Source organism: Flammeovirga sp. AWQ4_249, assembly GCF_056161045.1.
This window is the reverse complement of record NZ_JBSWYJ010000016.1, coordinates 81,885-96,905: the sequence shown is the minus strand read 5'-3', so window position 1 is coordinate 96,905 and position 15,021 is coordinate 81,885. Positions and strand designations below refer to the sequence as shown.

Genomic DNA, 15,021 nt, shown 5'->3' with positions numbered 1-15,021 from the left:
TTCAATTAAAAGTGATATTCTAAGTTTTTTAGGAAAGGTTTATGTCTGTGTTAGCTGTAAAATAAAATTAGATCTTTAGAAGTTTGGGTTGTGTTTTGAAAATAAAAATACATCGCCTAACACTTTAGACGATGTATTGTTTTTACTAGTGAATCTTTCCAATTATTTATTTCAAGATCAAAGTCTGTTATAATTTTTTTCTTATTCAAAACGGAATATTTAGGCCTACTAGCTTTGGTTGGATACTCACTCGTTTCAATTAAGTTAACTTTACAATCTATTTTGCACAAATTCATCACTTCATAAGCAAAGTCATACCAACTGCAAACTCCTAAATTTGAGAAGTGATATATTTGATTTTTAGATTTCCAATGCTCTGTTTTTGATGCAATTGTAAGACAAGCATATGCAAGGTCTCTAGCATTTGTAGGAGTGCCTACTTGATCACCGATAACTGATATCTCGTCCCTTGTTTCACCAAGTTTAATCATGGTTTTGACAAAGTTGTTTCCAAAAGTAGAATAAACCCACGAAGTACGAATGACCATCCCTTGCAATGAAGAATTTAAAACATGAAATTCTCCATCCAATTTTGTCTTTCCATATACTCCAATAGGGTTTGTTTTATGATCCTCTTTATAGGGAAGATAACTATTACCATCAAAGACATAATCGGTAGAAATATGAATAAATTTGATACTTCTTTGTTCGGCTTCTTTTACAAGATATTCGACAGCTTTATTGTTAATTAAATCAACTATTTCAGCATCATCTTCAGCTTTGTCGACTGCTGTATATGCAGCACAATTAATAATCAAGTCTACAGGGTTTGCTTCTAAAAAAGCATGTATAGCCTCACTTTTTGTAATATCAAGATCATTGACATCAGTAAAATTAAAATTAAATTGAGGGAATTCCTTAGAGATAGATTTAATTTCAGATCCTAGTTGACCTTTACATCCTGTAACTAAAATATTCATTATACTTGTTTTGTTAATTCACCAAAAGAAGGTAACATTTTATCTTTATCAGATAATATTATTTCTGATTCATCAATCATCCAATCAATATTAAGTGTTTTATCATTCCAAATGATTCCTTCTTCACTTCCTGGTGCATATGGAGCATCTACTTTATAAGAAAAAATCGCATAGTCACTTAATACTACAAAACCATGAGCAAATCCTTTAGGAATAAGGTATTGCGTTTTATTTTCAGCACTAAGAACAACACTTTCATATTGCCCAAAAGTAGGAGAGTCTTTTCTCATATCAACAGCAACATCTAAAACTTCTCCAGCGATTACCCTTACCAATTTAGTTTGTGCAAAATCTCCTTTTTGATAATGAAGACCTCTTAAAACTCCTTTAGTTGATTGAGATTCATTATCCTGAATAAAATTAATATCAGGGAAATTATCATTAAACCATTGTTCTTTAAATGCTTCCATAAAATAACCACGTGCATCTTCATAAACATTAGGTTTGATGATATATAAATCTTTTATATTTGTTTCTATTTTGTTCATTAAGAAGTTGTATTAAGTTTGATTGCTATTAAGCTTTTACCTTCTTCAGTAAATATTGACCATATCCTGTTTTTTTCAAAGGTTGTGCTAATTTAATCACTTGTTCTCTATTAATAAAACCTTGGTCGTATGCAATTTCTTCCAAGCAGGCTACTTTTAAGCCTTGCCTTTTTTCAATAGTTTGAATAAATGAACTAGCTTCAAGTAACGAGTCATGAGTACCTGTGTCAAGCCAAGCATATCCACGTCCCATTATTTCCACCTTTAAGTTATTATTATTGAGATAATCTTCATTAACAGTTGTAATTTCTAACTCACCTCTTGCAGATGGCTTTATCATTTTTGCTACTTGAATAACATCATTGGTATAAAAATAAAGGCCCACTACTGCATAATTAGATTTAGGAACTTCAGGTTTTTCTTCTATACTGATTACATTCCAATCATCATCAAATTCTGCCACACCATACCTTTCTGGATCATTTACATAGTATCCAAATACAGTTGATTTACGCTCTTTTTTAACATTATCTTTAGCACTTCTAATTAGGCCTGTCATACCTTGTCCATAGAAAATGTTATCTCCTAAAACTAAGCAAACATCATCATTACCTATGAACTCTTCTCCAAGAATAAATGCTTGAGCTAAACCATCTGGAGAAGGTTGTTCTACATATTCAAAATGTAACCCTAAATCAGATCCATCTCCAAGAAGTTTCTTGAAATTGGGTAAATCATGAGGTGTAGAAATAATTAAAATTTCTCTAATTCCAGCTAACATAAGCACAGAAATAGGGTAGTAGATCAAAGGCTTATCGTAGATAGGTAAAAGTTGCTTAGACGTACCTTTTGTGATAGGATATAATCGAGTACCTGAACCACCTGCTAAAACAATTCCTTTCATATTATTTTGAATATTGATTGTCGTAGTATTTTTGATATGTTCCTTCAGTGACATTTTTTAGCCACTCCTTGTTGCTTAGATACCAATCAATGGTTTTACTTAATCCTTCTTCAAAAGTTACAGAAGGTGACCATCCTAATTCTTTATTTATTTTGGTTGCATCAATAGCATAACGTAAATCATGACCAGGTCTATCTTTTACAAAAGTAATTAGTTGTTCAGATGTACCTTCCTCTTTACCTAATTTAAGATCCATTTGCTTACAAAGTAATTTTACTAAGTCAATATTTTGACACTCATTAAAACCACCAATATTATATGTTTCTGTATTTTCTCCTTTATGGAAAACCAAGTCAATAGCAATAGCATGATCTACTACATATAGCCAATCTCTTGTGTATTTTCCATCTCCATAGATTGGAAGAGGTTTACCATTCAAAATGTTATTGATACAAAGAGGAATTAATTTTTCAGGGAATTGAAATTGCCCATAATTATTAGAACAATTTGTAATCAAATATGGGATTTTATAAGTTTCTCCATAAGCTCTTACAAAATGATCTGAACTTGCCTTTGAAGCAGAATAAGGAGAATTAGGATCATAAGGAGTAGTTTCAGTAAATAATCCCGTTTCACCAAGAGTACCATATACCTCATCAGTACTTACATGATAGAATAAAGCTTCTTTATTATTCTCATAATCGATTTCATTCTTAAATGCATTAAGAAGAATCATAGTACCTAAAATATTAGTTTTTGCAAATGCCAATGGATCACTTATTGAACGATCAACATGTGATTCTGCTGCTAAATGAATAACACCTTCAAATTTATGTTCCTTGAAAAGGTTATTAATAAATTCTTCATCAGTAATATCTCCTTTTACAAATGTATAATTGGCTTTATCTTCAATATCTTTTAAGTTCTCTAAATTACCTGCGTATGTTAAAGCATCTAGATTGAAGATGTGATAATTAGGGTAATTATTCACAAATCGTCTGACAACATGAGAGCCGATAAAACCGGCTCCTCCTGTAATAAGTATATTTTTCATTGAATTTTATTTACAATAATTGCAACAGAAGCTGCTAAATTACTAAATTTTCTCTGATTAATGTATTCTCTGGTGTACAAACTATTTTTAAATTAATTTCTGGTAGTATTAATTCGATTCTTTTGTTATTTATGGCTGTAATTTGTGCACTTTTACCTTTCATTAGCCCTTTTTGAATCTGTACTTTTTCTCCTATTTCAAGTTCCTCAATTTTAAAACTAGATCCCTCTTGGTTAGTACTAATAAAATTTTTGAATTCTTCTAAATTTTCATCTTTAATTATCGCTGGTTGACCTAACCAAAAGACAAAATTTAAGATACTTGGATCTTTTAATACATCCCATCTTTGATGCTCATTTAACTTAATGAAAACATATGAAGGAAGTATAGGAACTTCAACTTTTTTCTTTCTATCACTCCATTGTCGAATAGTTTTGACCAAAGGACAATATACCTCAAATCCTTTTTTTGTTAATCTTTCTGTAACCTTTTTTTCAGCTCGAGGTTTGGTATAAACAACCATCCATTTTAATGAATTCATAGGCATTATTTAAAAAGAAAGAATTAATTTTTATCTCTTCCTTGAATACGATAAGCGGCACCAATTTGAACAGTCATATAGAGATCAGCTGGTATAGCTGAATTAGGAGTTCCATCCAATTGATCAGATGAAGATAATCGAAGTAAAGCTTCTGCGTTTAATACCCATTTTTCAGATATAGCTTTTCTTAAACCTGTACCAAATGTTATTGATCCACCTACTCTAGAAGCGGAAGAACCACCTACAAAATTACTTACATCTGCATAAAATAGTCCAGTACCCATCATCAGATACCAGTTCAAAACTTTAACTTTTTTCTTACTGTAAACACTTCCTTTTCCTTTCTTACCAGTACCTATATCAAATACCAACATTGGTGATAAGTCAATAATGTTTGATGAAAAAGCTTTGCGATCATAATTTGGAGAGCCATCTCTTTTATCTTTTGAGGAAATTTTCAAATAAGAGGCTTGAACTTTTATGTGCCAACGCTTTGATATTTTGGTTTGACCATACACAGTAAATGAGGGTTCAGGGTTTGAAAAACTCATTTCACCACCAGCTTGATTTGCATATTCACCTGAGTAGTATGCAATCCCTGCATTAAAACCAACAAGAGAATACTTTGAGTTTTCAGCCATTTCTTTTGACCTACTATTTTTTTGAGCAAATAAAGTAGTAGAGCAAAAGTAAAGAAAAAGCAGTATAAATGAAATCTTAGTTTTCATATGATCACTTTGTTAATTTTTTAATCTTCCAAATATGAGATATAATCTTTACCATAATAAGAGTAATGATACCCTCCATGACGTTTCATATTTACATCAGTCATGAAAATTGACATTCTTATATCTGTTCCGTCTAATCCCTGTAATGTTTTTTCTAATATTGATTTAGGAGTTCTACCTTGTCGTGTGGCAAAACAGACGATATCTACATTTTCCATTAATTTTCTAGAATCACTAACAAGACCAATTGGTGCAGTATCATAAATAATGATATCATACATTTCTTTTAATTTAGTCATCAAGTCATCCATCTTTGGACCTTGTAATAATTCTGTAGGGTTAGGTGGAATTGTACCGGCAAATAAAATATCAAATTTACCTACATCTGTCTTTTGAATATAAGTAGAAATGTCTTTTTCAGAACTTAAATAATTGGATAGACCTATCTTCTCATTATTATTTGGAAATAACTTATGTAGAATAGGTTTTCTTAAATCGGCACCTATTAGAAGTACTTTTTTACCTAATGTGGTATAGAAATTAGCCAAATTGGCTGAAGTTACACTCTTTCCTTCACCACTAATGGAGGAGGTGAATAGAATAGTAAACTTCTCTTTCTCCCCGAGCATAAATTGCAAATTGGTTCTAAAGTTTCGATAACTCTCTGCAGCAACAGATCTAGTCATTGGATCTAGTAACTTAGAAGTGTCTTGTGAAACTATTTCACCAATAAATGGCTTCTGAGAAATTTCACTAATATCTTCTTCATCTCTGACTGTATTATCTAATAAAACACGTAAATAAAGGAATGCAATAGGTAATATTAATCCAATAGCAATACCTATGATGACATTTAGTTTTCTTTTAGGAGAAACAGGAAATTCACTAACTTCTGGAATTGTTAGCATTGTGTAATCACTAATTGTACTTGCTGCACGAATATTATACTCTGCTTGTTTTTCTAATAATAGGCGGAATAATTGTTCATGAGTCTCAAATAATCTTTGATAATCTTGTAAGGTTTTTTCTTCAGATAATAGTGTATTTGTGGATTTAATAGACTTCCTCAATTCACTATTAAGTTCATCCAATTGAATGTTTAACGCTTTTTTAGTGCTTTTAATTGCGTCAATGATTTTTTGTCTTAATGATTTTAATGCTTTTTCTCTTTCAATATGTTCTTCTTGATAGAGAATTGATTTTTTTAATCTTTGATTTGATAATGCATCCTCAAGCTTTAATTCAGAATATTTACTCAACATATCTGTTAATTGGGAACCTTTGATACCATATGCTTCTGGCATTAAAATTTCTTCTTGATTTCCACTTCTTAAACTTTGCAATAGATAATCACAATAACGAATACTCAGTTGTAATTCATTTCGTTTATCATCAAGCTTGTATATTTTTTCAAAAACTAACTCAGCACCACCCGCTAATTCTGTGTTTTCAGTCTTCAACTTATAGACATCATTTGCAATCAATTGCATTGAGTCTGAAATGATATAAAGTTGATTTTGAATAAACTTTGCAGATTGAGTAGTGGCAAAGTTTTTATCCTGAATATCCTTATTTTGAACAGCAATAATTAATGCTGTTAATAGATCTTTTTCTTTTTCTGTATTAGTGCCATCAGAAACAATTTGAATCAGAGGTAAATCGGTATTTTTCTCTCCAAGAATACTAAATCTTATCTTCTTTCGAAGATTTTTCATTTCTGATTTCTTCGAATTAATAGCAAAAGAGAGTTCATTTTCTGTAAAAGGAACTCCAGTTTTCTGTAATGTAAATACAAACCCATTTACATTGTTAGACTCATTGAAGTTAAACTTTTTATTTTCGAAATACGGTCCAATTTCTTCATCATCAATTTCAAGAGAAAAAGAATTTTTGTCAGGAGAAACAGTCACTTCTACTAAAAAACCAACGGGAGCCCATTTCGCATCTGACCCAACTAAAATAGTAAATGGGCGTTTTTTGTAAAGTTCCTCACTTTTAAGGAAATCCTCCTGATAGTAATGAATATTTAATTTTAAATCATCGATTAATTTATCCAATACTTCTACTGAAGTGAAATATCTCTTTTCATATTCAATATTAAGTTTACTAAATTCAGCACCCATTGCATCAATAGGAAGCATGGACATGAAATCAGAAGAGTTACTTGTGGCTTCAGTACTTTTCTTAACTAATTCAGTGGTAATTTCCCATCGATTGACTTGGCTTAAACTAATTACAATAGCTATTAATGTAAAGATTGAAGTAGATAATAAGATCCATTTCCAATTTTCAATACACTGATGAAATAATTTCTTTAGATCTTTAATCGCTTTATCTTCCGGTGAAAGCCCTGAGGAGTTATTGTTGTTTTCTATATCTGTCATAGCTTATCGGTTTACAGTAATTAAAGTTACTATCGATACAATAGCAGCTGTTATCGATGCAATTATAGATACGTTCTTTTGAATGTATTCCAATGAAGGTCTATGGTCAATTGGTAAAATGACTAAGATATCTTCTTGATGTAAATAGTAATAAGGACTACTGATAAAGTTTTCATCATTTAAATTTAGGTAGATAACATCTATATGATCTCCATTTTTACGAAGTAATTTTACTTTAGCTCTATTACCAAACTCTTGTATACCACCTGCTTTGGCAACAGCCTCTAATACTGAAATTTCTCTGTTGTAGGTTCCATAAATACCAGGCCGTGCTACCTCACCTATAATTGAATAACGGAAATTCAATAATTTGATTCTAACAGCAGGGTTATCCATTAAACCATCTAATGCTTTCTTTATTTTTTGTTCTGCTTCAGAAAATGTCAGTCCTCCTAAATGTACAACACCTAATATTGGTAAATCAACATCTCCTTTTTCATCAAGAATATACCCTAGTACACTACCTTGTTCTGGGTTTTGCATACTAGATACATTACTTCCTGCAATAGATTCTACATATGCAAAAGGATTATACTCAGGAGGTGTAACAGTTTTTACTTCAACCATTATTTGATCAAATGGCCTTAATTTATTAATCGCATAAGAGACAGATTGAGGTTGCCTGTATACAGAATCGTAGACAACATCATTTTTAAGTTCTCCTTCATGTTTCAGATAAGTTAGCTTCTTATTCGAGACGCAACTGCTTGAAATTAAAGCTAATAAAATGAAATTAAACAGTAAGTTTTTGATATTCAAAGGTCCTAGTTTTTAATAGGTTTATATGAATCAAAGAGGTATAATTATAATCCTCTATTCTTTTTAAATTTAGGGATAATAAGGACATATATTGCCTTTTAACACTTATAAAATTACGAATTCAATACTTAATCTTACTAAGATTTGAGAGAGTTCTCATTAAATCATAACACATTCAGAGAAAATTACAATTGGCAGATTTTTAGATATATATATTGATAAATACTTTCTTTGAAAAATTAAATTTATCATACGTGTTTTTCTTTTGAGTTTGGTCTAGACTTTGTAAATTCATTAATAAAGCAATATCACTTTGTACACGCGCTGTCTAATTATACTCCTGAACTTATTTTTAGTTTCAAATATCTTTGGACAGACCTCATTATTAAAGAAGAAATGGGTGTCTGCTGATGGAATATGTCTGGATTCAACCAATATTTATAAGAATTCTTTAAAAATAATAGCATCACAACCTCAAAGTGAAGGCCTATCATTTGTCATTAATGATGACAATACAATTCGTTTTATAAACAATGTTGGGGACACGGTTAAAAATATTGCAGTACTTCTGGAATATAGAGTATACCCGTCTTTCATCACTCAAAATTCTTTCTTGCGATCCAATGAAAAATATCTAAATGGAGAATATGGTCTTGATCATTCAAAAGATAATTTTATCCTGGAAGTGGAAGAGAAGCAAAAGAGAGAAGAACTTTTTCATGCTCCGAATATTGAAAAGTCAGGAAGTCTTACAAGAGGACTTTCAATGGGTAATTCTCAAGATGTTTTTGTAAACTCAGCCATGAATCTTCAACTCAAAGGAAATATTACTGATGATGTTGAATTAACAGCAATACTTACGGATCAAGATGTCCCATTTCAACCAGAAGGTAATACTCAGCAAATTCAAGATTTTGATAGAGTCTATATTGAAATGAAACATGATAATGCAAAACTTGCTGCTGGTGACGTAGTGATGAGAAATAATCCCGGAACATTTTTGAGATATAATAAGAATGTACAAGGTGGACAAGCTGAAGTTTACCTTGGAAAAGACTCTTCAAAAATTAAGTCAATTACTTCGGGGGGATTTTCTATCGCAAAAGGGCAATTTTATTCCGCAAATCTTCAACCTTTAGATGGTGTATTAGGCCCCTATAGATTACTAGGCCCTAATGGTGAAAATAATATTATTGTAATCGCAAATTCTGAAAAAGTATTTGTTGATGGGAAATTATTAAAAAGAGGGTTTGATGCTGATTATGTGATTGATTATAATTCCTCTGAACTAACTTTTACTGAGAAAATACTTATAACACAGTATACTCGAATTAGGGTAGATTATGAATATGCCTCCCAATATTATAGCAGATCTATTATCGAAGCAAGTCAACAACTAAAAGGGGACAAATGGAATGCATATTTCAATTTTTATCAAGAAAAAGACGATAGGAATAGCTCTTTATTTTATACACTTTCTGATGAAGATAAATTAATCCTAGCAGGAATAGGGGATAGTCTTCAATATGCTTTTGCTCCTGCTATCGATACAGTTTTTGTTTTTGATCCTAATCGAGTTTTATATACAGAAATAGATACTTTAACAGATCAAGGTACTTCTACGATTTGTTTGAGAAGAGCATATAAAAGTGAAGATATTCTCTATTCTGCCAGTTTTTCTGATGTTGGGAAAGGAAACGGTGATTATATATTAGATGAAATTACCGCATTTGGAAGATATTATAAATGGGTTTCTCCAATAAATGGCATTCGTCAAGGTAGGTATTTACCCGTTAGACAATTGGTCGCTCCAAATAGTAAACAGATGATTACCGTTGGAGGGAATTATCAAATTTCTCAATATGAAAAAATAAAACTAGAAACGGCCTTTTCTAATCAAGATATTAATCTTTTTGCTGAAAATGGAAATGATGATAATAAAGGGAAAGCAATTAATGTTGATTTAACCTCTACTAGAAGACCAATAAAAGAGAATATATATATATCGACACACGCAAGTTTAATGTTTTTAGAAGAGGATTTTACTAGTATTGATCGATTTAGAAGTATTGAGTTTGATAGAAATTGGGCATTAGATTATAATAATGTCCCAAAAGGGAATGAACTATATATTGAAACAGGAATAGAATTAAGAGATGATAGAAATCGATTCATTGCGTATGATTTTAACCATAGAAATCGAGAAAATGTAATAGATGGTTTTCAACAAGATCTTTCTGCAAGGTATTCAATAGATAAATTAAATTTTAAAGGAGATGTATATTCCATGCACTCCACTTTATTTGTTGAAGATCAAGAAGCGAATTGGAATAAATTAAATGGAGAAATCTTTTGGAAAGGTGATTATCTAATTCCTGGTTACAAATACAAGTTAGATCAACAAGAAACAACATCATTACAAACGGATTCAATTGCTTATTCTTGGATGAATTTTCAAGAACATCAAGCTTATCTTAAAAATGGTGATAGTTTGAAATGGGATTATCAATTATCCTATACTTATAGGGAAGATAAATCGCCAATTGAAGGTGAAATGAGGCTTCAAACAGTTTCTAATATCTATGCCATGGATATTGGAAGAGCTGGTAATAGAGGAAATATTTCGGTTGGAGCAACGTATAGAAAATGGACAGAATATTCTTTAACTGAACCTACAAATGAGGAATCAATTCAAGGAAGAATTGTCGGGGGAATTAAATTTGGAAAAGGAGTAGGTAGACTAAATGGTACTTACACTGTTTCTTCTTCCAGAGAATTAATGAGAGAATTCGTCTATGTAAGAGTAGAAGATGGAAAGGGAACACACACTTGGAGAGATTTAAACGATGATGGAATAAAAGATCAAAATGAATTTTTTCTAGCTCAAAATCCCGATGAAAGGCAATATGCAAGATTCTATACACCCACAGATACATATATACCAGCCTATCGTTCAACCCTAAATTTAAGAATGACATTAAAATCTCCAAATAGTTGGAGAACAAAGGGGGCAATAAAAAAAATGATTTCAAAATTTTCTAATAACGCTTCTTTATTAATAGATAAAAAAAGTTTAAGTGAAGATATTCAAGGTCGATTCTCACCTTTTCCCGGAAGTGTTGCTGTCGAAGATATGTTGGCTTATAATTTTTCATTTAGAAATACCCTTTTCTACAATCGTAATAACCCTTTTTATGGAGCAGATTTTAGAATAATTCGATTGGAAAGTGCTCAATTATTAACACAAGGTAGAGAAGAAAGACAAGATCAAAGATACTCACTTGGAGGTAGAATAAACTTGAAAAAAGCCATTACACTTAGATTAGAAGGTTTTCAACGAGATATATTTTCAGGATCTGATTACTTAGAAGATCGTAATTATTCCATTAGAGAATTAGGTATAAAACCAACATTGTCTTATCAGCCAAATTTGTTTATGAGGTATACAATTGGTTATGAGATTAAAGATAAAGAAGGAATTACTTTGGACGAAAATCGTAATGAAAGAGCTCAAATTCAAGAAGCATTCTTAGAAGCAAAATGGTCGAAAGCTTCTTTATTCTCTTTAACTGCTAAATGTTCTGCTATTTTTCAGACTTATGATGGTGACAGTAATACAGCAATTGGATATGAAATGTTAGACGCATTAAGTGAAGGCACTAATATGAAATGGAATATTGCTTGGACACAAAGTTTATTTGACGGAATGCAATTGAGAGTACAGTATGATGGTAGAAAATCTGAAAATAATTCACCGATACATATTGGTAGCATGAATCTTACTGCATTATTTTAAGATTCTGTTAGTCATATTTGATGAATAAAAACAAAAAAAATACAATTCCGTTGGATATACTTAGTTTAAATGCTTGTTAATATCCTTAAATATTATCATTTTTATAAAACTACTGTTCTGTTAATCAACCAAACTATTTAGAATTAAAATAAACACTGAACTATGAGCTTTATATCTGTATTAGATGCTTTTCAGAAATGGGAGAAAGAAACTCCTAATCAACCTTTTTTACATCAGAATATTAATGGTGAAAAAATTACTGTATCTTATAAAGAAGCAGGTGAACAAAGCCGTAAAATGGCAACTGCACTTTTGGAGATGGGAATTGAAAAAGGAAGTCATGTAGCTATTTTATCAAAAAACTGTTCACATTGGATTATGGCAGATCTTGCTATATTAATGGCAGGATGTATCAGTATTCCAATCTATCCAACAACAGATAAAGTAACTATTCAACAAATTCTAGAACACAGTGGTAGTAAAGCTATTTTTGTTGGTAAACTAGATGATTATGCATCTCAAAAGGACGGTATACAAGGTATTCCGAAAATTGGAATTGAAATGCATGGTGTTCAAGAAGAATATGGATGGGATGCATTGGTACAAAAATCAGAACCTCTTCAAGACATTTATAAACCTTCTAAAGATGACTTGATGACTATCTTATATACTTCTGGAACAACTGGAAATCCAAAAGGAGTAATGCATAGTTATGGTGCTGTCCGTTTTGCAGTAAGTGAATTTGAACATCATTTCTCTTTACCTCAAAATCCAAGATTCTTCGCTTTCCTTTCTTTAGCACATATTGCAGAAAGAGCAGCTTACGAATTCATTGGTTTATATTTAGGAGGTAGTATTGCTTTCCCAGAATCGTTAGAATCATTCCCTGCTAATTTGGCGGAAGCAAAACCTCATATGTTCTTTGCGGTACCAAGAATTTATCAAAAATTCCAAGAAAGTATCTTAAAGAAAATGCCTCAGAGTAGATTAAACTTATTATTGAAAATTCCTGTAATAAATGGGGTTATCAAAAAGAAAATTATCTCTGCTTTAGGTCTTCAAGAAGCTGTATCAGTAATTTCTGGTGCTGCTCCAATTTCTCCAGATTTGCAAGAATGGTTTAAGACATTAGGAATTGATGTAAATCAAGCATATGGTATGTCTGAAGATATTTGTGTTTCACATATGAACTTCCCAGGTATCAATAAAATAGGTACAGTTGGTAAAAAATATGATCACATTAAAACGAAACTTTCTCCCGAAGGTGAAGTTTGTTTATTAAGTGAGTGCCTTACACTAGGTTACTATAAAGATGAAGAACAAACAAAAGCTCTTTTTGATGCTGAGGGCTACTTAAAAACAGGAGATTTAGGGGAATATGATCATGATGGCTACCTTTCTATTGTAGGTAGAGTGAAAGATCAATTTAAAACAGATAAAGGGAAATACATTTCTCCTAACCACTTGGAATTACCTTTATCAGATAATCCAGATATAGAACAAGTTTGTGTAGTGGGTACAGGTATACCTCAACCAATTGCTTTAATTGTACCATCAGAAGGTGGTCAGCAATTATCTCAGGATGCCTTAAGATCATCATTACAAAAGTCATTAACTGATTTAAATTCCACACTACCAAATTATGAAAAAGTAGCAAAAGCTATTGTAATGAAAGAAGATTGGACTATTGATAATGGCTTATTGACACCAACATTAAAGTTAAAACGAAATAACTTAGAGAAAATTCATAGACCATTGTATCCACAGTGGTTCCAAGAACAAGAAACAGTTATTTTTGAATAAAAAATTGCTTTTAAGCCTCATGAATTTCATGAGGCTTTTTTTATGACGTACTTATTTTTTATCTCTTATTATTTCCTTATCTTATTACAAATATTTTTTCTAAAACTTAACTATTGCAGATGAGTAATCCTCAATTATCTAAAACACTTACTCCATTAATGCTTTGGGGTCTTGGTGTCGGCTATGTTATCTCAGGAATGTATTTTGGGTGGAATTTGGGTTTGGCAGAAGGTGGAACCTATGGTTTAGCGATTGCAACCTTTTTTATTATTATAATGTATGTAACTTTTACATTATCCTATACAGAATTAGCATGTGCAATTCCTAAGGCTGGTGGAGCTTTTGAATATGCACATAGAGGTTTAGGGAAGCATTTTGGATTTCTTGGAGGTATGGCACAAAATATAGAATTTATCTTTGCACCTCCTGCTATTGCTGCTGCTATTGGGGCTTATCTTAATTTGATTTATCCAGAAATTGATGTTATGTATTTTGCCATCGGAGCCTATTTTATTTTTACAGCAATCAATATTTTAGGTGTTCATCTAGCAGCTTCTTTTGAATTAATCGTAACAGTTTTAGCAGTAATTGAATTACTTCTTTTTGCTGGATTTACACTTCCACATTTTGAGGTTTCTAATCTAGAAATTAATGCGATGCCTTTTGGTTATGAAGGTATATTTGCATCAATTCCATTTGCTATTTGGTTCTTTCTAGCTATTGAAGGAATTGCAAATGTTGCTGAAGAAGCAAAAAATCCTCAACGAAGTATCTTTTTAGGGTTTGGTTCAGCAATCGTAACTCTTGTTTTCTTATGTATACTTACTTTCTTAGCTGCAGTAGGTGTAGGAGGATGGGAGAAAGTAGTATATACAGATACATCTTCTTTAGCTACATCAGATTCACCACTACCTTTAGCTCTAGGACAAGTTGTGGCAAAAGGTCATATACTTTATAAACTATTAATTGGTATTGGTTTGTTAGGTCTAATAGCTTCCTTCCACGGTATTATATTGGCGGCAGGGCGATCAACATTTGAATTTGGAAGAGTAGGGTATGCTCCTCGCTTTTTAGGTAAAATTCATTCAAAATACAAAACACCTATCTATGCATTATTAGTAAATATGGTTATCGGTATAATAGCGTTGTTTACTGGGAAAACAGGAGAAATAATTACTATAGCATGTTTTGGTGCATTAACACTCTATATTATCTCAATGCTAAGTTTGTTTGCTTTACGAAAGAATGAACCTAATTTAAAGAGGTCTTATAAAGTACCTTTTTATCCTATATTTCCTACAATAGCTTTAGTGATAGCATCTGTATCATTAATTGCAATGACTTTTTATAACCTATTTTTAGCTGGGATTTTTCTGTTGATAATGGGTGTTTCTTATGTCTACTTCTTATTAAGTGAGAAGGAATATTCACCACAAGAAGTAGGGGAAATGAGCTAAGGATTTT

General features: G+C 31.4%; 11 protein-coding genes. 3 read left to right on the top strand and 8 right to left on the bottom strand.

Annotated features, from left to right (window positions below):
* Window positions 1-116 precede the first annotated feature (116 nt).
* Genes rfbD through ACXAHM_RS13595 form a run of 8 tightly spaced genes read right to left on the bottom strand, consistent with a single transcriptional unit; the run spans window position 117 to window position 7,958 of the window.
* On the bottom strand, window positions 117-980 hold the full coding sequence (rfbD, locus tag ACXAHM_RS13630) for a dTDP-4-dehydrorhamnose reductase (protein WP_474960998.1): 864 nt from the start codon (window positions 978-980) through the stop codon (window positions 117-119).
* On the bottom strand, window positions 980-1,528 hold the full coding sequence (gene rfbC / locus ACXAHM_RS13625) for a dTDP-4-dehydrorhamnose 3,5-epimerase (RefSeq protein WP_474960997.1): 549 nt from the start codon (window positions 1,526-1,528) through the stop codon (window positions 980-982). The genes rfbD and rfbC overlap by 1 nt, the downstream gene beginning before the upstream one ends.
* Window positions 1,529-1,556: 28 nt before the next feature.
* Window positions 1,557-2,432 (bottom strand): glucose-1-phosphate thymidylyltransferase RfbA, encoded by an 876-nt coding sequence (rfbA, locus tag ACXAHM_RS13620; RefSeq protein ID WP_474960996.1) that lies wholly within the window; start codon window positions 2,430-2,432, stop codon window positions 1,557-1,559.
* A gap of 1 nt (window position 2,433) precedes the next feature.
* Window positions 2,434-3,486: a dTDP-glucose 4,6-dehydratase gene (gene rfbB / locus ACXAHM_RS13615; protein WP_474960995.1), complete on the bottom strand. Its 1,053-nt coding sequence runs from the start codon at window positions 3,484-3,486 to the stop codon at window positions 2,434-2,436.
* A gap of 34 nt (window positions 3,487-3,520) precedes the next feature.
* Window positions 3,521-4,027 carry a UpxY family transcription antiterminator gene (locus ACXAHM_RS13610; protein WP_474960994.1) on the bottom strand — a complete coding sequence of 169 codons (507 nt, stop codon included), beginning with the start codon at window positions 4,025-4,027 and terminating at the stop codon, window positions 3,521-3,523.
* Window positions 4,028-4,050: 23 nt separating this feature from the next.
* Window positions 4,051-4,755, bottom strand: a complete 705-nt coding sequence (locus ACXAHM_RS13605; RefSeq protein WP_474960993.1) for a hypothetical protein — start codon at window positions 4,753-4,755, stop codon at window positions 4,051-4,053.
* Between the two features lie 20 nt (window positions 4,756-4,775).
* Window positions 4,776-7,139, bottom strand: a complete 2,364-nt coding sequence (locus ACXAHM_RS13600; protein ID WP_474960992.1) for a polysaccharide biosynthesis tyrosine autokinase — start codon at window positions 7,137-7,139, stop codon at window positions 4,776-4,778.
* A 3-nt stretch (window positions 7,140-7,142) separates the two neighbouring features.
* Window positions 7,143-7,958, bottom strand: coding sequence for a polysaccharide biosynthesis/export family protein (locus ACXAHM_RS13595; RefSeq protein WP_474960991.1), 816 nt, complete (start codon window positions 7,956-7,958; stop codon window positions 7,143-7,145).
* A gap of 400 nt (window positions 7,959-8,358) precedes the next feature.
* On the opposite strand from ACXAHM_RS13595, the gene ACXAHM_RS13590 reads away from it, so the two are divergent.
* The 3 genes from ACXAHM_RS13590 to eat all read left to right on the top strand — a co-directional run bounded on the left by ACXAHM_RS13590 (window position 8,359) and on the right by eat (window position 15,014).
* A complete protein-coding gene (locus tag ACXAHM_RS13590; protein WP_474960990.1) occupies window positions 8,359-11,754 on the top strand; it encodes a hypothetical protein in 3,396 nt (1,131 codons plus the stop codon).
* Window positions 11,755-11,916: 162 nt separating this feature from the next.
* Complete coding sequence (locus ACXAHM_RS13585; RefSeq protein WP_474960989.1) at window positions 11,917-13,557, top strand: AMP-binding protein; 1,641 nt, start codon at window positions 11,917-11,919, stop codon at window positions 13,555-13,557.
* 119 nt (window positions 13,558-13,676) lie between these two features.
* Entirely contained in the window at window positions 13,677-15,014 is a 1,338-nt protein-coding gene (gene eat, locus ACXAHM_RS13580) for an ethanolamine permease (protein WP_474960988.1), read from the top strand.
* The last annotated feature ends 7 nt before the right edge of the window (window positions 15,015-15,021 follow it).

Bases quoted from the DNA above. Each gene is read 5' to 3' on its own strand.
- rfbD (WP_474960998.1), bottom strand. From the start codon at position 980: ATGAATATTTTAGTTACAGGATGTAAAGGTCAACTAGGATCTGAAATT.
- rfbC (WP_474960997.1), bottom strand. From the start codon at position 1,528: ATGAACAAAATAGAAACAAATATAAAAGATTTATATATCATCAAACCT.
- rfbA (WP_474960996.1), bottom strand. From the start codon at position 2,432: ATGAAAGGAATTGTTTTAGCAGGTGGTTCAGGTACTCGATTATATCCT.
- rfbB (WP_474960995.1), bottom strand. From the start codon at position 3,486: ATGAAAAATATACTTATTACAGGAGGAGCCGGTTTTATCGGCTCTCAT.
- ACXAHM_RS13610 (WP_474960994.1), bottom strand. From the start codon at position 4,027: ATGAATTCATTAAAATGGATGGTTGTTTATACCAAACCTCGAGCTGAA.
- ACXAHM_RS13605 (WP_474960993.1), bottom strand. From the start codon at position 4,755: ATGAAAACTAAGATTTCATTTATACTGCTTTTTCTTTACTTTTGCTCT.
- ACXAHM_RS13600 (WP_474960992.1), bottom strand. From the start codon at position 7,139: ATGACAGATATAGAAAACAACAATAACTCCTCAGGGCTTTCACCGGAA.
- ACXAHM_RS13585 (WP_474960989.1), top strand. From the start codon at position 11,917: ATGAGCTTTATATCTGTATTAGATGCTTTTCAGAAATGGGAGAAAGAA.
- eat (WP_474960988.1), top strand. From the start codon at position 13,677: ATGAGTAATCCTCAATTATCTAAAACACTTACTCCATTAATGCTTTGG.